Raw genomic sequence first — 19,249 nt, 5'->3', positions numbered from 1 at the left:
ACGTCAGCCCTCGTCGCCGAGCAGCGTGCGGCCGAAGTTCGCCGCCAGCTCGCGGAGGCGGCCGGTGCGCTCTCGCACCGCCGCATCCACGTCGAAGCCGAGATAGGCCGGCGGCGGCGGAGTGCGCACGTTCGCCGAGCACTCGAACTCCGAGCACATCAGGGTGCCGACCGTGTCGCCCTTGCGGCCGGCCGCACCGGCGCGCTTGGCGCTGAAGAACACGACGTCGTTGGGCAGGCGCACGTCCTGGCACCAGGAGCACTGGGCCCGCGCGCGCGGCGCGGCCTCGGCCTGGCGCAGCACGATGCCGACCAGGCGCTCGGCGCCGTCGGGCACGGGTGCGCCGCTCGGATCGAGCTCAGGAACGGGCACCACGAGATACGCCCGGCGGGCGAGCTTGCGGTCGCGCCAGCCCAGGTAGTCGAGCCGGTCGAAGTCGACCACGCCGAGGTCGGGCGGGGTCATGTCGCTGAGATCCTTGCGCGACGCGTTGACGAACGCGGCACGGAGAGCCTTCTCGTCGAAGGAGTGCATGGGTGTGAAGCCTTTCGGGATGCCCGCGCGCGGTCGCGGAGCGGGCGACGGTCGGTGAGGACGCGCATCCATTGATCGACCCGCGTCGGCTCGATCGCGTTCACGGCAAACGCGAGGGCGATGGCTCGAGCGGGACCCCGGCACAGCGAGGCCGGGTGTCGGAGAGCAGTGGATGCGCGGGGTCGGGTGACCGCGGCTACCTGGTGCCGGCGCAGACGGCGCCGGCGACCTCCTCACGCCCGTGGGGCGTCGCGATCCCGGTGTTCACGAGAGGCCACGGTACGCCCGTTCCACGCGAACCGCACGCGCGGCGCCGAGCGCCCAACCGCTCCGCGCCGCGTCGCGTCGCGTCGCGTCGTTCGCGTACGCGGTTTCGGAAGCACGAGCCCTCCGAGCCGCTATCAGGCTCGGCGACCCCACTCATCCGAAACGGCGTACGGCGCGCGACGCCGAGGCTCGGGCGCCGAGCGCCGGGCGCGACGACCTGGCGCGGTGCCGCCCCGCGACGTGCGCGGTTTCGGATGCACCGCACCGCCGAGCCGCCATCGGGCTCGGCGATCCGCTCCATCCGAAACGGCGTACGGCGCGCGGGGCGCGGGCGCGGAACGCGGGGCCGCGGGCGGCACGGCCGCCGCAGCGGCTCAGGCCACGGGCGCGGGCTCGGCCGGGGTGACGACGAGCGCCGCGCCGTCCCAGCTCACGTCGCGCAGGTCGGCGACGAGCACGTCGGGCGATCCCGCGGCGGCGCCCGCTCCGACGCCGACGATCGTGCCGACGCCGGCGGCGCGGGCCGCGGCGATGCCGGCCGGCGCGTCTTCGAAGACGACGCAGGCGGCGGGATCGATGCCGATCAGCTCGGCGCCGCGGCGGTAGGGCTCGGGGTCGGGCTTGCCGTTCGACACGTCCTCGGCGGCGACGATGCCGTCGGGGCGGGCGATGCCGGCCGAGGCGAGGCGGCGGGCGGCGAGCTCGCGCGCGCCCGAGGTGACGACCGTCCAGGCTCCCTGGGGCAGCGCATCCGTCAGCTCGACGGCGCCCGGGATCGCGGCGGTGCCCTCGACGTGCTCGATCTCGAGGCGCTCGAGCTCGGCGTTGGCGCGCTCGACGTCGTCGGCGGCGACGAGGGTGCGCACGGTCTCGACGGCGCGCACGCCGTGCACGATGTCGCGGTGGAAGTCGAACTCGGGCGCCCAGCGCTCCGACCAGACACCCCAGGCGCGCCCGGCCGACTCGATCGAGTCGACGAGCACGCCGTCGCAGTCGAACAGCAGACCCTCGACGGGGATGCGCACCATGGGTTCTCTCCTCAGCTCGCCCCGCTCGCGGTGGCGGGGCGCTCGGCGCCGCGGTCGGCAGCGCGCTCGCGCCGCCCGCGCTCGATGCCCGAGGCGCAGGGCGGCGCCGTTCATGACGATGCGGGGCGACCGAAGCCGCCCCGCATCCCTATGGTCTCAGCCCGCCGGTGTCAGCGCGCCGAGAGCCGATTCACTTGCTCGCCGAAGCCTCAGCAGCGTCGGCCGACGCGCCAGCCGACTCGGCGTCCGACGCGCCCTCGCCCGCGGCGCGGCGGCGGTCGCGACCGCGCAGCGCCACCGTCGCGACGAACATCGCGACGATCGACACGAGGATGCCCGCGATGACGGCGATCTGCCCGCCGCCGACCGACAGCCAGCCGAGGAACAGGCCGACGATGCCGTAGTCGGCGTCGGAGAAGGTCGAGTTGGCGAATCCGATCTCGCCCAGCACCGGCAGGAGCAGCAGCGGCAGGAAGGTGATCGCGATGCCGTTGGCGAAGGCGCCGAGGATCGCACCGCGACGTCCGCCGGCGGCGTTGCCGATGACGCCCGAGGCGGCACCGGTCATGAAGTGCGCCACGACGCCCGGCACGATGATCGCGCCGCCCATGAACACCATCGCGACCAGGCCGACGATGCCGCCGACGAAGCTCGACAGGAATCCGATGAGCACCGCGTTCGGGGCGAACGGGAAGACGATCGGCACATCCAGGGCGGGCTTGGCGTTCTTGACCAGGCGGTCGGAGATGCCCTTGAACGCCGGGATGATCTCGGCGAGCACGACCCGCACGCCGGCGAGGATGATGAACACTCCAGCCGAGAACGTCGCCGCCTGCATGAGCAGGAAGACGATGAAGTTCTGCCCGTCGCTGAGCTCGCCCTCGATGTAGGCGGCGCCCGCGAAGAGTCCGACGATCACGTAGATCACGGCCATCGAGAGGGCGACGATCACGGTCGTGTCGCGCAGGAAGCCGAGGCCGTTCGGGAACTTGATCTCCTCGGTCGACTTCGAGGTGCCCTTGCCGCGGGTGACCGTGGCGACCAGGCCGCTCAGCGCGATGCCGACGCCGCCGGTGTGGCCGAGGGCCACGTCGTCGTTGCCGGTGACCTTGCGCATGAAGGGCTGGATGAGCGCCGGCGACAGGGTCATGTAGACGCCCTGCGCGAGCGAGCCCCAGAGCACGACGGCCCAGGTGTCGAAGCCGGCGACGCCGAGGATCACGGCGATCATCGCCGCGATGTAGAACGCCACGTGACCCGACAGGTAGATGAACTTGAAGCGCGTCAGCGCCGCCAGGGCGATGTTGACGATCATGCCGAAGAAGAAGATCAGCGCGGCGGCCGAGCCGTACTCGAGCAGCACCTGGCCGACGATCGCCTCGTTGTTCGGCACGACGCCCTGCACGTCGAAGGCGTGCTGGAACATGTCGCCGAAGAAGCCGAGCGAGCCGACCACGACGCCGGCGCCCGCGGCGAGCACGAGGAAGCCGACGAGGGTGCGCACGGTGCCCTTGAGCACGTCGCTGAAGGTCTTGCGCTGCACGGCGAGGCCGATGAGCGAGATCAGCGCGACGATGATCGCCGGCTGACGGAAGATGTCGAGGAAGACGGAGAGGATGCCGTCGACGACCGGGTTCACTCGGCACCTCCCGCGATGAGGCCCTTGCGCTCGGCGGTGGCCTTGACCTTGGTCTTCAGCTCATTGATGTCGATGATGCTGTCGAGCACCACGACATCCCCGAGCCCGGCGGCGGCCTCGGCGAGGTCGGCTCCGACGAAGACCGCATCGGCGTCGCCCTTGGCGACGGATCCGAGGTCGGCGTGGTCGACGTCGACCCCGGTGATCCCGAGCTCCTTGAGCACCTTCTCGATGTTCATGTGCACCATGAAGCTGGAACCCAGCCCCGTGCTGCAGACCGCGAGGAACTTCATCATTCGTGTCCGTTCTGGTGGATGACCGCCGAGACCTCGGCGGGCGTGGTGGCCGCGAGCAGCGCGTCGCGCTGCTCGGCGTCGGTGAGCAGGCCGGCGAGCTCCTGCATGGTCTCCAGGTGCCCGCTCGGGTCGGTCGCGGCGAGGCACAGGAAGAGGTCGATGGGATGCGCGGCCTCGTCGTTGAGCAGCACCGCGGGGGTGACGCGCAGGTACGACAGGCCGGTGCGGTTCACGCCGGCCTCGGGGCGGGCGTGCGCGAGCGCGATGCCGAAGCCGAGGTCGATGTAGGTGCCGCCGTTCGCGATCGAGTCGGTCATGGCGGTGACGTAGCCCGGTTCGATCGAGCCGTCGGCCAGCAGCGGGGCGGCGACCTGCTCGACGGCGGTGCGCCAGCCATCCACGTTCTCGGCGAACTGGATGCGCTCGGGGGTGAGGTTGTCGCTCAGCATGCGGTGCGGTTCTCTCGGTCGGATCGGTGCGGGTCGGGGTGGCGGGATGCGGTCGGGGCGTGGCGGCGGGTTCGGCTCAGCCGTGCAGGCCGAACGCGATCTCGCTGTTCTGCGGGGTGAAGTGCGAGGTGCCGTAGCTGACGGCGCGGTCGTCGGCGTCGAACACGGTGGAGTCGACGCGCAGCACCTTCTCGCCGACATCGACGCCGAGGTGCTCGGCGAGCGCCGTGTCGGCGGTGTCGATCGACACGACGACCTCGTTGCGGGCGAGCTTGACGCCCTGCCCGCGCAGCCAGTCGAAAAGCGAGCCGTCGGTGAAGTCGACCTCGAGGATGCCGGGGAAGCGGTCGAGCGGCAGGTCGGTGATCGCGAGGTGGTGCAGGGCGTCGTTGACGTAGCGCAGACGGGTGAGGCGGGCGACGCGGTCGGCGCTGCTCACGTCGAGCCGGTCGCTGCTGAACGAGCCGGCCGGCGCATCCTCGAAGCCGACGACGCGGGTGTGCACCCGGTGCCCCTCGCGACTCTGCTGGGTGTGGAATCCGCTGACCTGGTCGGCGAAGCGCTCGGGGTAGCGCGAGGCGTAGCGCGGCGCCGAGACGAAGGTGCCGCGGCCCTGCTCGCGCACGAGCACGCCGTCGGCGATGAGGCCGTCGACCGCGTGGCGCAGGGTGATGCGGCTGACGCCGTACTCGTCGCAGAGCACCGGCTCGGCGGGCAGGCGGGTGCCGACCTCGAGGTCGCGGATGCGCGTGAGCAGGTGCTCGCGCACGGCGACGTACTTGCTCGTGCCGGTGGCGGTGGGCATCGGCGCCTCCCCGTTGAGTGATGCGTTTCGCGATGGGTGCCGCGGGGCCGAGGCCGCGCGGTGACGTTGGCGGTCATCCCGGAGCAGATCATCCTGATTCGTTATGACGACATGATTATTACACTATCGTCGCCCCTGCCGACAACACCGCCGCCGAGACCCGGCGCGGACGCGACACCAGGAGAGAACGCATGAGCACCGCCGCCCCCGCCGCCCCCGGAGTCGCCCCGAGCGACGCCGCCGGCACCGCGACCGCACCCGCCGTCGACACCGTCACCACCGCCCGCCTGCTCGCGCTCGACGCCGTCGAGGCCGCCGGCTCGGGCCACCCCGGCACCGCGATCGCACTCGCGCCGGTCGCCGAGCTGCTGTTCCGCAAGCACCTGCGCCACGACCCCGCGCAGCCCGACTGGGCCGGCCGCGACCGCTTCGTGCTCTCGTGCGGGCACGCCAGCATCCTGCTCTACACCCAGCTCTTCCTCACCGGCTACGGCCTCGAGCTCGACGACCTGCGCTCGTTCCGCGCGCTCGACTCGCTCACGCCCGGCCACCCGGAGTACGGCCACACCCCCGGCGTCGAGACCACGACCGGTCCGCTCGGCCAGGGCTTCGCGACGGCCGTCGGCATGGCGATGGCCATGAAGCACGAGCGCGCCGTCTACGACGCCGACGCCGCCGCGGGCGCCTCGCCCTTCGACCGCACCGTCTGGGTGCTCGCCTCCGACGGCGACATCCAGGAGGGGATCTCGGCCGAGGCCGCCGCTATCGCCGGGCACCACCGCCTCGACAACCTCGTCGTCATCTACGACGACAACGACATCCAGATCGAGGGCGCGACCACGCTGTCGAGCTCGGAGGACGTCGCCGGACGCTTCACCGCTCACGGCTGGGACGTCGCGCGCGTCGAGCTCGCGGCCGACGGCGACGTCGACATCGAGGCCCTGGATGCGGCGCTCTCCGCACCCCGCGCCGGCAAGCCCCGCCTCGTGGTGCTGAAGTCGCAGATCGCCTGGCCCGCCCCCAACGCCGTCGGCATGGCCGCCTCGCACGGCGCCCCGCTCGGCGCCACCGAGGCCGCCGCACTCCGTGACGTGCTCGGCGTCACCACCGGACCGTTCGAGGTCGCCGACGAGGTGCTCGCCGAGTCGCGCCGGGCGCTCACCCGCGGGGCCGAGCTGAGCTCCGCTTGGCAGGAGTCGTTCGAGGGGTGGACGGCCGCGCATCCCGAGGCCGCCGCGCAGCTGCACCGCGCCCAGTCGGGCCTGCTGCCCGAGGGACTCGAGGCCGCGCTGCCGACCTTCGCCCCCGGCGACGCGCTCGCCACGCGCGACGCCTCGGGCAAGGTCATCCAGGCGCTCGCCGCGCTCATGCCCGAGCTGTGGGGCGGGTCGGCCGACCTGGCCGAGCCGAACCGCACCGCCATCCACGGCGGCGGATCCTTCCTGCCCGCCACCCCGGCCGGCCGCAACGTGCACTGGGGCGTGCGCGAGCACGCCATGGCCGCCGCGATGAACGGCATCTCGCTCGTGTCGGGCAACCGCTTCTTCGCCGGCACCTTCCTGGTGTTCAGCGACTACCAGCGCCCGTCGATCCGCCTGGCCAGCCTCATGGGCCTGCCGGTCACCTACCTGTGGAGCCACGACTCGGTCGCCCTCGGCTCCGACGGCCCCACCCACCAGCCGATCGAGCACCTCGCCGCCCTGCGCGCGATGCCCGGCTTCAGCGTCGTGCGCCCCGCGGATGCCGCCGAGACCGCCGCCGCCTGGCTCGCGATCCTGCAGCGCCGCGGCCCGGCCGGACTCGTGCTGGCCCGCCAGCCGATCGAGGTCGCCGCGACCCCGGCCGAGGTCGTCGCCGAGGGCGTGCGCCGCGGCGCCTACGTCGTGCGCGACGCCGCCGCTCCCGCCGCCGTGATCGTCGCGACCGGCTCGGAGGTGAGCCTCGCGCTCGCCGCCGCCGAGCAGCTCGCCGCCGAGGGAACCCAGCTGCGCGTCGTCTCCATGCCGTCGCGGGAATGGTTCGCCGAGCAGGACGCCGCCTACCGCGCGTCGGTGCTGCCGGCCGGGATGGATGTGCGCGTCGTCGTCGAGGCCGCGACCTCGTTCGGCTGGCACGACGTGGCCGGACCGCACGGCCGCATCGTGAGCATCGACGGCTTCGGCCTCTCGGCGCCCGCCGCCGACGCCCTGGCCGCGCGCGGCATGACGGTCGAGAACGTCGTCGCCACCGTGCGCGAGGCGATCGGAGCCCGCGCGTGACCGCCGCCGCGACCGTCGCCGTCGCCTCCGCCTCGGGACTCCACGCCCGCCCCGCCTCGCTGTTCGCGCAGGCCGCGGCCAAGTCGGGTCACACCGTGACGCTGCGGCTGACCGCGGGCGAGAAGCCGGCCGTCAACGCCGCCAGCCTCATCGCGCTGCTCACGCTCGGAGCCGGCCACGGCGCCGAGGTCGAGCTGACCGTCACGGGCGAACGCGAGGACGAGGTGCTCGCCGAGCTGGTCGACCTGCTCGCGAGCGACCTCGACGCGGCCTGAGGGGCGCATCCACTCGCTCTGATCACGAAGGGCCGCCGATCATCGCGATCGGCGGCCCTTCGTGCGTGACGGCGCGGTTCAGTCCTCGAGGTGCCGCTCGGCTCAGTCCTCGAGGTGCCGCTCGTCGGGTCCGACGTACTCCGACAGCGGGCGGATGAGGGCGTTGGCTTCGAGCTGCTCCATCACGTGCGCGGTCCAGCCGACGACGCGCGCCGCCACGAACAGCGGCGTGAACGTCGTCGTGTCGAAGCCGAGCAGGTGGTAGGCCGGGCCGCTCGGGTAGTCGAGGTTCGGTTTGATGCTCTTCGCGGCATCCATCGCGTCGGCCAGGCGGTGGTAGAGCGCGAGCAGCGCATCCGCCGACCCGCCCTGCTCGGCCACGAGGCGCTCGAAGGCCGCCTGCATGGTCGGCACCCGCGAGTCGCCGTTCTTGTAGACGCGGTGGCCGAAGCCCATGATCTTGCGCTTCTCGGCGAGCGCGCTCTCGAGCCACGCCCCGGCGCCGTCGGCGTCGCCGATCTCGTCGAAGACGTCCATGACGGCCTCGTTCGCTCCGCCGTGCAGCGGCCCCTTGAGCGCGCCGATCGCCGCGACCACGGCCGAGTGCAGGTCGGCGAGCGTCGACGTGACGACGCGGGCCGTGAACGTCGAGGCGTTGAAGGAGTGCTCGGCGTAGAGCACCATCGAGATGCGGAAGACGTCGGCGGCCGTGTCGCTCGGCTCCTCGCCGAAGGTCATCCAGAGGAAGTTGCGCGAGTAGTCGAGGTCGTCGCGCGGCGGCACGATGTCCTCGCCGCGACGGCGGCGCTGGTCGTAGGCGACGACCGCCGGGATCGCCGCGAACAGCCGCTCGGCCTTGGCCAGGTTCGCCTCCGGACTGGAGTCGTGGGCCTCGGCGTCGTTCGCGCCGATCACGCTGACCGCGGTGCGCACGACATCCATGGGATGCGCGCTCAGCGGCGTCAGATCGATCGCCGCCTTCACGTTGTCGGCCAGGGCGCGCCCGGCGCGCTCACGGTCGACGAACGCCGCGAGCTCGGCGTCGCTCGGCAGCTCGCCGTGCCAGAGCAGCCACGCGACCTCCTCGTACGAGAGCGCCGCGGCGAGCTCCTGCACGGGATAGCCGCGGTAGAGCAGCGAGTTGGTGTCGGGGTTGACCTTCGAGATCGCGGTGGTGTCGACGACGACGCCCGCGAGCCCCTTCTTGATGTCGGTCATCTCAGCTCCTGTTGTTCGAGAGATCGAAGGTGAAGATGCCCTCGTCGAACGACGAGTAGCCGGAGTAGTCCACGAGCTCGTAGAGCCGCGCGCGGGTCTGCATCGCGGGCACCTGGCTCTGCAGCGATCCCTCGGCGGCGAGCGCGTCGAGCCCGCGCTCGGCGGCGCCCATCGCGAGGCGCAGCAGCGACACCGGGAAGATCACGAGGTTCACGCCGACGCCCGCGAGCTGCTCGGTCGTGAACAGCTCGCTCTTGCCGAACTCGGTCATGTTCGCCAGCACGGGCACGTCGACGGCGGCGCGGATGGCGGCGAACTCCTCGAGCGTCGCCATCGCCTCGGGGAAGATCGCGTCGGCCCCCGCATCCACCAGCTGCTTCGCCCGGTCGACCGCATCGCGCAGCCCCTGCTCTCCCCCGGCGACACCGCGGATGTCGGTGCGCGCCATGATCAGGAAGTTCTCGTCGCGCCGTCCGGCGACCGCGGCGGCGATGCGCTTCAGCGCGGTCGAGGTGTCGACGACCTCCTTGCCGTCGAGGTGGCCGCAGCGCTTCGGATTCACCTGGTCTTCGATGTGGATGCCGGCGACGCCCGCATCCTCCATCAGCTGCACGGTGCGCGCGACGTTCATCGGCTCGCCGAAGCCGGTGTCGGCATCCACCAGGGTGGGCAGATCGGTCACGCGCGCGATCTGACCGGCGCGCTGCGACACCTCGGTCAGCGTCGTCAGCCCGATGTCGGGCAGGCCGAGATCGGCGCTGAGCACGGCGCCCGAGACGTAGACGCCCTCGAAGCCCTTCTCCTGGATGAGCTGCGCGCTCAGCGGGTTGAAGGCCCCCGGCAGGCGTAGCAGGCGCCCGCTCGCGAGCGCCCTGCGGAAGGCGGCGCGCTTCTCGTGCGGGGGCAGGGTCGACTGCAGCATCAGAGCAGTCCCTTCGGGGAGACGGGCAGGTCGCCGATCGGCGCGCCCTCGGTCACGGACACGGTCAGGCCGCCGAGCTCGGCGGCGCTCAGCTCGGGCAGGCGCTGGGCCAGCTCGAGGAAGCGCTCGATCTCGGTGCCCGCGAGCACCGGCTCGGCCAGCTCGCGGAACTTCTGCACATAGTCGGCCCGGGCGAAGGGCCGGGCTCCGAGCGGATGCGCATCCGCCACCGCGATCTCGTCGACGATGCGGCGACCGTCGGTCAGCTCGATCTCGACGCGACCGCCGAAGGCCTTCTCGTCCGGGTCGATCGAGTGGTAGCGGCGGGTCCACTCCGCATCCTCGGTCGTGGTGATCCTGTGCCACAGTGCGACTGTGTCGGGGCGGGCCGCGCGCTCGGGAGCGTAGGAGTCGGCGTGGTGCCATGTGCCGTCTTGCAGGGCCACCGCGAAGATGTACGGCACCGAGTGGTCGAGCGTCTCGCGGCTCGCGGTCGGGTCGTACTTCTGCGGGTCGTTCGCGCCCGAGCCGATCACGTAGTGCGTGTGATGGCTGGTCGCGATCACGATGCGCTCGACGTTCGCGGGGTCGCGCAGCTCGGGATGCTCGGACCCCAGCTTGCGAGCCAGGTCGATCCAGGCCTGCGCCTGGTATTCGGCCGAGTGCTCCTTCGTGTAGGTGTCGAGGATGCCGCGCTTGGCCTCGCCGGCACCGGGCAGCGGAACCTCGTAGCGCGCATCCGGACCGTCGAGCAGCCACGCGATCACGCCGTCTTCGCCCTCCCAGATCGGGCTCGGGCTCGACTGCCCGCGGATCGCCCGGTCGACGGCCTCGATCGCCATCTTGCCGGCGAAGGCCGGGGCGTAGGCCTTCCAGGTCGAGATCTCGCCCTTGCGCGACTGACGCGTGGCGGTCGTCGTGTGCAGCGCCTGGCCGACCGCCTGGTAGATCACGGCCGGGTCGAGGCCGAGCAGCGTGCCGATGCCCGCGGCGGCGCTCGGGCCGAGGTGCGCGACGTGGTCGATCTTGTGCTTGTGCAGCGAGATCGCCTTCACCAGATCGACCTGGATCTCGTATCCCGTCGCGATGCCGCGCACGAGCGCCGCGCCGTCCGCGCCGGTGTGCTGGGCGACGGCCAGGATCGGCGGGATGTTGTCGCCCGGATGCGAGTAGTCGGCCGCCAGGAAGGTGTCGTGGAAGTCGAGCTCGCGCACGGCCACGCCGTTCGCGAAGGCGGCCCACTCGGGGCTGAAGCGGGCTTCCTGCTCGCGGCCGAACACCGTCGCGCCCGGGGTCTTCGGGTTCGCCTCCGCCTGGCCGCGGGCCGCGACGACCGGCGCCCGGCCGAGGGATGCGGTGGCCACCGCCGCGTTGTCGATCACGCGGTTGATGATCATGTCGACCACCTCGGGCTCGACCGCGACCGGATCGGCCGCGACCTCGGCGACCTTCCAGGCCAGCTGCTGCTCGCGCGGCAGGGGCTCCTCGCTGCGGTAGACGCGCAGGGGGTGCAGGTTCATCGACGGCCTTCCTTCGAGGTGGGGCGGGGGTTCGTGTCGGAGTCGGGTTGCGGGGCGTATTCGCGGGCAGCGTCGGCGGCGTCGGCGCGGCCGAGGGTCGCCAGCAGGTGCGCGAGCGAGGCGCGCAGGTGCACGGTCGTGGCCGAGGCCGCCAGCACCTCGTCGCGGTCGCCGATCGCGAGGCAGATCAGCCGGTGCTCGTCGGCCGCGCGCAGCAGCCGGTCGACGTCGTCGGCGGCGTTGCGGCGCGCGCGCTGCAGGTGCGTGCGGATGCCGGCGAGGGCGGAGCGCAGCGCGGAATTGCCCACCGCATCCCCCACCGCGTCGTCGAAGTCGGCGACGACCGCGTAGTAGGCGTCGACGCCCGCGTCGCTCAGGGTCGTGGATGCGGCGGCGAAGCGCTCGGCGAGCTCGGCGAAGACGGCGGGGTCGCCGCGGCGCGCCGCGAGCCGGGCGGCCTGCACCTCGAGCGCCTCGCGCACCTCGAACTGCTCGCGCACGCCGTCGCTCGAGACGGCCGAGACGACGGCCGTGCGACGGCTCGTGTCGACCAGCCCCTCGATCGCGAGCCGGGCGAGAGCGCTGCGCAGGGGCGTGCGCGAGACGCCGAGCTCGGCGGCGAGGTCGATCTCGCTGAGCACCGCGCCGGGGCGGCGCCGCCACGCGACGATGTCGTCACGCAGTCGCGTGTAGGCCGCATCGCTCGCTCGCACGCGGTCACTCTACGCCCGTGTATCCCGAGCGTGCCCGTCGGCCTACTTCCGATGCCTCGCGGCCACCTTCTGTATACCGGCACCGCATCCACCTCTCGTCGCTCGAGCAGCGCGAGGTGGCCAGAAATGCACGCGACGCGCCGGATCCCGCGAGCATTCGTGGCCACCCTCGTCATGCGCACGCCGGAGGGTGGCCAGAGATGCACCGGACACGCCGCCGCAAGCGGGCATTCGCGGCCACCCTCGTCATGCGCACGCCGGAGGGTGGCCAGAGATGCACCGGACACGCCGTGAAAGGCGTGCATTCGTGGCCGCCCTCGATCCGGCGAGAAGCGAGGATGGCCGGAAAAGCTCGCAACACGCCGCGCGAGGCGGGCGTTCGTGGCCACCTTCGAGCGAGCCGGGATGGGTCGCGAGGCGGAGAGAGACCGCCGCGCTCAGCTGCCGGTGTAGCGGCCGGGGCGGTGGTTGAGCGAGATGATGCCGTTCAGGATGACGGCGCCGAGCGTCGACACCAGGATCACGAGCGGCGGCATGACGAGCAGCGACACGAGCAGCACGATCGCGTCGAGCACGAGCAGCACCCAGCCGGCGCGCCAGCCCAGGGCGTCTTGAGCGATGAGCGCGAGGATGCCGAAGCCTCCGACGCTCGACTTGTGCCGGAACAGCACGATCAGCCCGACGCCGGCCAGCACGTTGCCGACGATCGCGGCGTAGATCGGCGGGATCTCGACGTGCGGCCAGACGAGCGCGTGACCCGCCGCCCCGGCGGAGACGGCGGCGATGCTGAGCAGCGAGCGGATCGAGAAGCTCCAGCCGCGGCGGCGGATCGCCAGCGCGAAGAACGGCAGGTTCACCAGCACGAAGAGGATCGGGAACGACCAGCCGCTCGCGTAGCTGATCGTCAGCGCGACACCGGCCGTGCCGCCGGTGACGACGCCGCCGGCCTTGAGCACGAACAGCCCGAACGAGGCGAGCAGGCAGCCGACGATCAGGCCCGCGACGTCTTCGACGCGGCCGTGCGGCAGCGGGATCGCGGGAGCGGGCTCGGGATGCGGGGCCTCGGCCGGCTCGTCGCGCGCGTCGGGTGCGGTGTCGGGAGCGTCGTCGCGGATGCGATCGGCGTCCCCCGGCGCCTCCGCCGCCGTGCCGACCGACGTGACGTCGGCCGATGCAGCGGCTGGCGGGTCGGGTGTGAGGCGGCGGAGGCGCATCCCCCGATCATCGGACGCGGCAGGGCGCCCGTTCCACTCGATGGGCCCGGATGCATCGATCTGCTCGCATTGAGCGTGTCTATTGAGCAGAATGCTCACCATGAGCTCGATCGATCCCCTGGATGCCCGCCTGCTGCTCGCGCTCGACGACGATCCGACCGCATCCGCCGTCGCACTCGCGCGCACCCTCGGCATCGCCCGCAACACGGTGCACGCGCGGCTCGCCCGGCTGCAGCGCGAGGGGCACCTCGCCGTTCCGAGCGCGCGGGTCGACGCCCGGGCGCTCGGCTACGAGCTGCTCGCCTTCGTCGAGGTCGTGCTGAGCCAGGGGCACTCGAGCTCGGCGGTGAGCGAGCTGGCGCGCATCCCCGAGGTCGTCGAGCTGCACGCGACGACGGGCCGCGCCGACCTGCTCGCGCGCGTCGTCGCCCGCGACACCCCCGACCTCTACCGCGTCACGAACGCGATGCTCGAGGTCGACGGAGTGCTGCGGTCGAGCACGGCGATCGTGCTCGACGAGGCACTGCCGTATCGCGTGGGTCCGCTGCTCGAGCGGCGCGCGGGCGGGGCGGGCTGAGCGCGCGGTGCCACGCGACCCGCTCGAGATGTCGAAGATCCACGCGACACGCCGCGCGAGCGAGACATCTCTGACATCTCGATGGGGTTCACGAGCTCGCGCGAACCCGGGGCGGCCCCGCGCACACGAGCGGCCGCCCCGGGAGGGTTCCGGGCCGGAGGCGCACCTTCCCTGAAGCGCATCCGGCCCGAGCGGATCGGCCGGGCGTGATGAGCCGCCCGGCCGAGTCGGGGTCGCGCTACGAGGCGCGGTCGAACTTCATGACGATGCGGCCGTCGATCTGGCCGTGCTCCATGCGCTCGAAGATGTCGTTGATGTCGTCGATCGACTCGACCGCGACGGTCGGGTGGATCTTGCCCTGGGCGTAGAACTCGAGCGCCTCGGCGAGGTCCTGGCGGGTGCCGACGATCGAGCCGCGGATCGTGATGGCGCGCAGCACGATGTCGAAGATGTTCGCCGGGAAGTCGCCCGGGGGCAGCCCGTTGAAGACGATCGTGGCGCCGCGGCGAGCGACGCCCAGCGCCTGGCCGAAGGCCTTCGGGTGCACCGCCGTGACGAGCACGCCGTGCGCTCCGCCGGTGTGCGCCTGGATGTACTCGGCCGGGTCGTGCTCGGCCGCGTTCACGACCAGCTCGGCGCCGTGCTTCTTCGCCAGGGCCAGCTTGGCGTCGTCGATGTCGACGGCGGCGACGCGCATCCCCATCGCGACCGCGTACTGCACCGCGATGTGACCGAGCCCGCCGATGCCCGAGATCACGACCCACTCGCCGGGTCGGGCCTGGGTCATCTTGAGCCCCTTGTAGACGGTGACGCCGGCGCAGAGCACGGGCGCGACCTCGACCGGGTCGGCTCCGCCGGGGATGCGCGCGGCGAACTTCTCATCGACGAGCATGTACTCGCCGAAGCTGCCGTCGACGCTGTAGCCGCCGTTCTGCTGCTCCTCGCAGAGCGTCTCCCAGCCGGTGCGGCAGTACTGGCAGGTGCCGCAGGCCGACCAGAGCCAGGCGTTGCCGACGATCTGGCCGACCTCGAGCAGGGTGACCTGGTCGCCGACGGCGACGACCTCGCCGTAGCCCTCGTGGCCGGGGATGAGGTCGGCCTTCGGCGCGACCGGCCAGTCGCCCTTCGCCGCGTGCAGGTCGGTGTGGCAGACGCCCGTGGTCTGCACGCGCACGAGCGCCTGGTGCGGCCCGGGGGTCGGGATGGGCACCTCGGTCACGGTGAGCGGGGCGCCGGGGGCGGTGACCACGGCGGCGCGCATCGTGCCGGTCGGGACGGATCCGCGGACGCCGGGTGCGGCGCCGGTGGTGGGGGCGGGGGTGATGGTCGACATCGACTCTCCAGACTTCGTCGTCGTGGTGGCGCCGCATCGGAGGGGATGCGGCACCGCCGACGCTAGGCAGGCCGGGGTTGCGGGCCGTTGCAGGGCGGATGCAACTCCCGGAGCGGGAGAGCGGGTCAGACCAGGTCGTCGGAGAAGCGGATGCGCGGGAACAGCTCGGGCAGGTGCGAGTCCCAGACGCCGTGCGGGCTCCACGACCAGCCGCCCGAATCGCCCTCGCCGTGGCGCGCGACGTTGAAGCGCGAGACCTCGATGCTCCACTCGTCGCCGGGGCTCGGCGCGTGCCCGGGCGCGAGCCGCGCATCCGGGCCCCCGTCACCGCCCATCACGACCCCGAGCGACGCCCACGGCACCGCGATCTCGACGTTCCAGCCGCGGTCGACGACCGACGGGTCGTTGATCGCGCCGTCGACGTGCACGGCGGTGCGCAGGCCCGGCAGATCCCAGCCCCAGAATCCGGTGCGCGGGCCGCGGGGATGCGCGTATCCGACGCCCGGGAACTCCCGCGCCAGCTCGTGGTCGGCGTGCAGCTCGGGCGGTGCATCCACGCCGAAGGGAGAGCGCTCGCGACCCCAGGCGAACAGCACCTCGTAGATCGTGCCGAAGGCGTTGACCTCGAGCTCGTAGTAGGCGCGGCCGCCGGCGCCGTCGGGCCCGGCGATGAACAGCTCGACGTCGTCGTCGTGCCAGATCTCGGCGTCGCGCTCGGTCAGCGTCGCGGTGACCGACGGCTGCTCGAGCCAGGCGCCGACGTAGAGGTTCGCGTCGTCCCAGAGGATCGCCGCGCGGGTGTCGAGAGCCGTGGATGCGCCGCTCACCAGGTCGACGAAGCGCGGCGAGCGCGGTGCCCGCCTCCAGCACGGGGAGGCGAGACGCCCGTCGAGCACGGGCGCCTCGGCCGTGCGCAGCGCCGTGTAGGGCGAAGGCGCCGCGACCGCGACGCGCTCGCTGGTCTGGGTGGGCCCGGCGGCGGGGTCAGGGGCGGGCTCGGCGGGCGCGGTCGACTCGCTCACGCGGGCAGGCTAACCCTCACTCCGCCCGGTACCGCGACTCCCCCGCCACGATCGTCTCGGCGACGCGCGCCTCGAGCAGCGAGGCGGGCCCGTCGACGAAGGGGTCGCGGTCGAGCACGATGAGGTCGGCGGCGAATCCGGGCGCGATGCGTCCGCGCCAGGAGCCGTCGCCGATCGATGCCGCGGCGTCGCGCGTGGCGTGCCCGAGCGCGCGCTCGATCGGCAGCGCGAACTGCGGATGCGTCGCCGGCACCCGCGGGTCGAGCGCCGACGCCCGGGTCGTCGCCACGTACATGTTCGCGAGCGCCGCGTAGGGCGCGGTCGGCGCGTCGGTTCCGAAGGCGAGCAGCGCGCCCGCGCCTTCGTACTCGGGCCACGGGAACGCCCGCTCGACCCGCTCGTCGCCGAGCATCGCCGCCCAGTTGGCGAAGATCGCCGGGTCGGAGTGCACGGGCTGCATGGATGCGGTCACCCCGAGCCGCGCCATCCGCGCGGGCGTCTCGGGCGCCGCGTATTCGAGGTGCTCGATGCGGTGCCGGCGCGGGCGGTCGCCGTTGACCTCGATCGCGCGCTCGAGCGCGTCGAGGGCGATGTCGCTGGCCCGGTCGCCGATCGCGTGCTGCGCGATCTGCAGGCCCGCCGCATCCGCCGCCACGACCACGGGCGTCAGCTGCTCGAGCGGCCAGATCGGCCCGGCGTTCGAGCCGTCGCTGTAGGGGTGGCGCATCGCGGCCGTGCAGGCGTCGATCACGCCGTCGAGCACGAGCTTGATGCCGATGACCCGCAGCCAGTGCGATGCGGATGCGGCGGCCAGCTCGGCCGCGCGCGCCACCTGGGCGAGGTTGGCGGCGTCGTCGCCGCGGTTCTCGACGAGCCAGTGCCCCGCGACGCGGATCGGCAGCTCCCCACCGTGTCGCGCGCTCGCCCGCTGCAGCGCGGCGAGGTTGTGCTCGTCGAGCATCATGTCGACGACGCCGGTGACGCCCGCGGCGAGGTAGCTGTCGATCGCGCGGTCGGCCGCCGCATCGCGGTCGTCGTCGCTCGTGATGCGGTCGCGGTAGGCCCAGGCGATCTCGGTCGCGGCCGTCTCGAGCAGCAGTCCGGACGCATCGCCGGCGGCGTCGCGCACGATCTCGCCGCCGAGCGGGTCGGGGGTGTCGCGGGTGATGCCGAGCGCCTCGAGCCCGGCCGCGTTGACCCAGCAGGAGTGGTAGTCGTTCGCGTCGAGGAACACCGGCAGGTCGCCGACGGCCTCGTCGATCATCGCGGCGGTCGGGCGGCCACCCGGCACGGCGTCGAACAGCCAGCCGCGCCCCCAGATGCGCTCGGCGTCGGGCGCGGCGTCGCGCGCCGACCGCAGCCGCTCCTGGATCTCGGGCAGCGTGCGCGCGTCGTCGAGGTTCACCTGCGCGAGCGCGGCGCCCATCATCACGAGGTGCACGTGGGCGTCGGTGAAGCCCGGCATCAGCAGGCGGCCGCCCAGGTCGACCGTGCGATCGGGGGCCGGGATGCTCGGCACGTCCGCGGCGGCGCCGACCCAGGCGATCGTGGAGCCGTCGACCAGCACGGCCTCGGCCCAGGTCCGCGCATCCACCGCCCCCGCGGCCGCATCGGTCGCCGTGAAGACGCGCGCGTTCGTGTACAGGGTGGTCGTCATGACCGCTCCTCCCGTCCGAGAGTGGTTCGCTTCAGCGCCGCGTAGACGACCGCCGAGACGATCATGCCCAGCGGAACCGAGAGGTCGATGCCGCCGAGCGCGGCGGCGAGAGGCCCGGTCGACACGTCGGTCGACAGGCTGAGCGCCGTGACGACGCCGCCGAGCAGCACGGCGATGACACCGGGCAGCGACCATCCGCCGCTGAACCAGAAGGCGCCGCCGCGGCGCTCGTCGAAGAGCTCGACGCCCTCGTAGGCGAAGCGCCGGCGCACGACGTCGACGACGAAGATCGCCATCGACGGGCCCGACACGATCACCAGGAACTGCATCATCAGGTTGACCGCGTCGAGCAGGCTCGACGACAGCACCAGGTAGACCGTGAGGGCGGTGCCGACCAGCCCGACGATGATGGTCGCCGGGATGCGCCGCAGCTTCAGCCCGATCGACTGCAGCGACATGCTCGAGGTGTAGGCCGTCATGGCGTTGAGCGCGATCGTGTTGAGGATCACGCCGATCACGAGCACCGGGCCGAGCCAGGCGGGCAGCACGTCGAACAGGGCGGCGTCGATGCCGCCCGCGATCGCCTCGGCGCTGAGTCCGGTCGCGAGCAGCGCGCCGAGCGTCGTGAACACGATCGCCGGCAGCGCGCCGCCGAGCGCGGTCGCCGCGACGATGCCGCCGGGGCGGGTGTCGCGCGGCAGGTAGCGGGCGATGTCGGGGCTGTTGATGAACGACAGCGGCGTCGAGGCGAGGATCGTGAAGCCGACGCTGACCGCAGCCCAGAGCGGCACGCCGTGCAGGGTCGCGGGCGCACGGTACGCCCAGTCGACGGTCGGCAGGATGAACACCGCGACCAGCACGAAGACCACGAAGATCGCGGCCGCGATGTAGGGGTAGATGCGCAGGATCAGCCCGTGCCCGAAGATCGCGACGAGCACCGTGATCGCCGAGATCACGATCGTCACGCCGATCGGCGCCCACACCGGGTCGTCGACGCCGACGCGCCGCAGCAGATCGGCGCCCAGGAACGACGAGCCGAGCCAGGTGAGCGCCAGGAACACGGCGCCGATGAACCAGCCGACCAGCACGACGAAGACGCGGTTGCCGCGCATCCCGTACATGGCGCGGGTGACGACCGAGCCCGATGTGCCCGACGACGGACCGCTCACCGCGATCACGCCCGGAAGCACCCAGAGCGTGGATGCGGCGAGGATCACCAGCACCGCCTGCCAGACCTCGAGTCCGAGCAGGATCAGCGTCGCGCCCACCGTGAAGTTCAGGATGCTGAAGCTCGGCGCCGCCCAGATCAGGAACAGGTCGCGGGCGCGGCCGTGCCGCTCGGAGTCGGCGATGAGCTCGATGCCCCGGGTCTCGGGGCGGGCGGCGGAGTCGACGTGGTCGGCGGGGCGCGCGGGGGCGCCGGGGTCGGCACTCGCGCCGGGGCTCGGCGCGTCGAGCTGGGGTTCTGCGGACATCGGCGGCCTTCCGAGGGATGCGGGATGCGGAGTGGTGCTCGGGGCGG

At 72.6% G+C, this 19,249-nt stretch carries 18 protein-coding genes; 3 read left to right on the top strand and 15 right to left on the bottom strand.

Features of this window, described 5'->3' with window-relative positions; translation table 11 throughout:
• Positions 1-3: 3 nt before the first annotated feature.
• The 6 genes from FJ658_RS09465 to FJ658_RS09440 form a co-directional block, all read right to left on the bottom strand.
• Positions 4-534: an FBP domain-containing protein gene (locus tag FJ658_RS09465; protein ID WP_141145141.1), complete on the bottom strand. Its 531-nt coding sequence runs from the start codon at positions 532-534 to the stop codon at positions 4-6.
• A 641-nt stretch (positions 535-1,175) separates the two neighbouring features.
• Positions 1,176-1,829, bottom strand: a complete 654-nt coding sequence (locus tag FJ658_RS09460) for an HAD-IA family hydrolase (protein ID WP_141145140.1) — start codon at positions 1,827-1,829, stop codon at positions 1,176-1,178.
• A 190-nt stretch (positions 1,830-2,019) separates the two neighbouring features.
• The gene (locus tag FJ658_RS09455; RefSeq protein ID WP_141145139.1) at positions 2,020-3,468 is read right to left on the bottom strand and encodes a PTS ascorbate transporter subunit IIC; all 1,449 of its coding nucleotides are present in this window, start codon (positions 3,466-3,468) and stop codon (positions 2,020-2,022) included.
• A complete protein-coding gene (locus tag FJ658_RS09450) occupies positions 3,465-3,761 on the bottom strand; it encodes a PTS sugar transporter subunit IIB (RefSeq protein WP_141145138.1) in 297 nt (98 codons plus the stop codon). Before FJ658_RS09450 ends, FJ658_RS09455 begins: the two co-directional genes overlap by 4 nt.
• Complete coding sequence (locus tag FJ658_RS09445; RefSeq protein ID WP_141145137.1) at positions 3,761-4,213, bottom strand: PTS sugar transporter subunit IIA; 453 nt, start codon at positions 4,211-4,213, stop codon at positions 3,761-3,763. The genes FJ658_RS09450 and FJ658_RS09445 overlap by 1 nt, the downstream gene beginning before the upstream one ends.
• A 76-nt stretch (positions 4,214-4,289) precedes the next feature.
• Positions 4,290-5,018, bottom strand: coding sequence for a GntR family transcriptional regulator (locus FJ658_RS09440; RefSeq protein ID WP_141145136.1), 729 nt, complete (start codon positions 5,016-5,018; stop codon positions 4,290-4,292).
• 191 nt (positions 5,019-5,209) lie between these two features.
• Between FJ658_RS09440 and tkt the strand changes: the two genes are divergently transcribed.
• Together tkt and FJ658_RS09430 are read left to right on the top strand one after the other, a co-directional pair.
• The gene (gene tkt / locus FJ658_RS09435; protein WP_141145135.1) at positions 5,210-7,276 is read left to right on the top strand and encodes a transketolase; all 2,067 of its coding nucleotides are present in this window, start codon (positions 5,210-5,212) and stop codon (positions 7,274-7,276) included.
• Entirely contained in the window at positions 7,273-7,551 is a 279-nt protein-coding gene (locus FJ658_RS09430) for an HPr family phosphocarrier protein (RefSeq protein WP_141145134.1), read from the top strand. Before tkt ends, FJ658_RS09430 begins: the two co-directional genes overlap by 4 nt.
• 102 nt (positions 7,552-7,653) lie before the next feature.
• On the opposite strand, the gene FJ658_RS09425 is transcribed toward FJ658_RS09430, so the two are convergent.
• From FJ658_RS09425 to FJ658_RS09405, 5 genes are all read right to left on the bottom strand, one after another.
• On the bottom strand, positions 7,654-8,769 hold the full coding sequence (locus FJ658_RS09425; protein ID WP_141145133.1) for a bifunctional 2-methylcitrate synthase/citrate synthase: 1,116 nt from the start codon (positions 8,767-8,769) through the stop codon (positions 7,654-7,656).
• Position 8,770: 1 nt separating this feature from the next.
• Complete coding sequence (gene prpB / locus FJ658_RS09420) at positions 8,771-9,691, bottom strand: methylisocitrate lyase (protein WP_141145132.1); 921 nt, start codon at positions 9,689-9,691, stop codon at positions 8,771-8,773.
• A complete protein-coding gene (locus FJ658_RS09415) occupies positions 9,691-11,211 on the bottom strand; it encodes an MmgE/PrpD family protein (RefSeq protein ID WP_141145131.1) in 1,521 nt (506 codons plus the stop codon). Before FJ658_RS09415 ends, prpB begins: the two co-directional genes overlap by 1 nt.
• Entirely contained in the window at positions 11,208-11,924 is a 717-nt protein-coding gene (locus FJ658_RS09410) for a GntR family transcriptional regulator (RefSeq protein ID WP_141145130.1), read from the bottom strand. The genes FJ658_RS09415 and FJ658_RS09410 overlap by 4 nt, the downstream gene beginning before the upstream one ends.
• 437 nt (positions 11,925-12,361) lie before the next feature.
• Positions 12,362-13,138 (bottom strand): YitT family protein, encoded by a 777-nt coding sequence (locus tag FJ658_RS09405; RefSeq protein WP_141145129.1) that lies wholly within the window; start codon positions 13,136-13,138, stop codon positions 12,362-12,364.
• Between the two features lie 91 nt (positions 13,139-13,229).
• On the opposite strand from FJ658_RS09405, the gene FJ658_RS09400 reads away from it, so the two are divergent.
• Positions 13,230-13,715, top strand: coding sequence for an Lrp/AsnC family transcriptional regulator (locus FJ658_RS09400; RefSeq protein ID WP_141145128.1), 486 nt, complete (start codon positions 13,230-13,232; stop codon positions 13,713-13,715).
• A 238-nt stretch (positions 13,716-13,953) separates the two neighbouring features.
• On the opposite strand, the gene adhP is transcribed toward FJ658_RS09400, so the two are convergent.
• From adhP to FJ658_RS09380, 4 genes are all read right to left on the bottom strand, one after another.
• The gene (gene adhP / locus FJ658_RS09395) at positions 13,954-14,976 is read right to left on the bottom strand and encodes an alcohol dehydrogenase AdhP (protein WP_141145373.1); all 1,023 of its coding nucleotides are present in this window, start codon (positions 14,974-14,976) and stop codon (positions 13,954-13,956) included.
• A 197-nt stretch (positions 14,977-15,173) separates the two neighbouring features.
• Positions 15,174-16,070, bottom strand: coding sequence for a carbohydrate-binding family 9-like protein (locus FJ658_RS09390; protein ID WP_141145127.1), 897 nt, complete (start codon positions 16,068-16,070; stop codon positions 15,174-15,176).
• Between the two features lie 16 nt (positions 16,071-16,086).
• Positions 16,087-17,727, bottom strand: coding sequence for an amidohydrolase (locus tag FJ658_RS09385; protein WP_141145126.1), 1,641 nt, complete (start codon positions 17,725-17,727; stop codon positions 16,087-16,089).
• Positions 17,724-19,202 carry a cytosine permease gene (locus FJ658_RS09380; protein WP_141145125.1) on the bottom strand — a complete coding sequence of 493 codons (1,479 nt, stop codon included), beginning with the start codon at positions 19,200-19,202 and terminating at the stop codon, positions 17,724-17,726. Before FJ658_RS09380 ends, FJ658_RS09385 begins: the two co-directional genes overlap by 4 nt.
• Positions 19,203-19,249 lie beyond the last annotated feature (47 nt).

It is taken from the genome of Schumannella sp. 10F1B-5-1, from assembly GCF_006517535.1.
Classification (GTDB): domain Bacteria; phylum Actinomycetota; class Actinomycetes; order Actinomycetales; family Microbacteriaceae; genus Schumannella.
The sequence above is the reverse complement of the archived record's forward strand: the minus strand, read 5'-3'. Positions and strand labels throughout refer to the sequence as shown.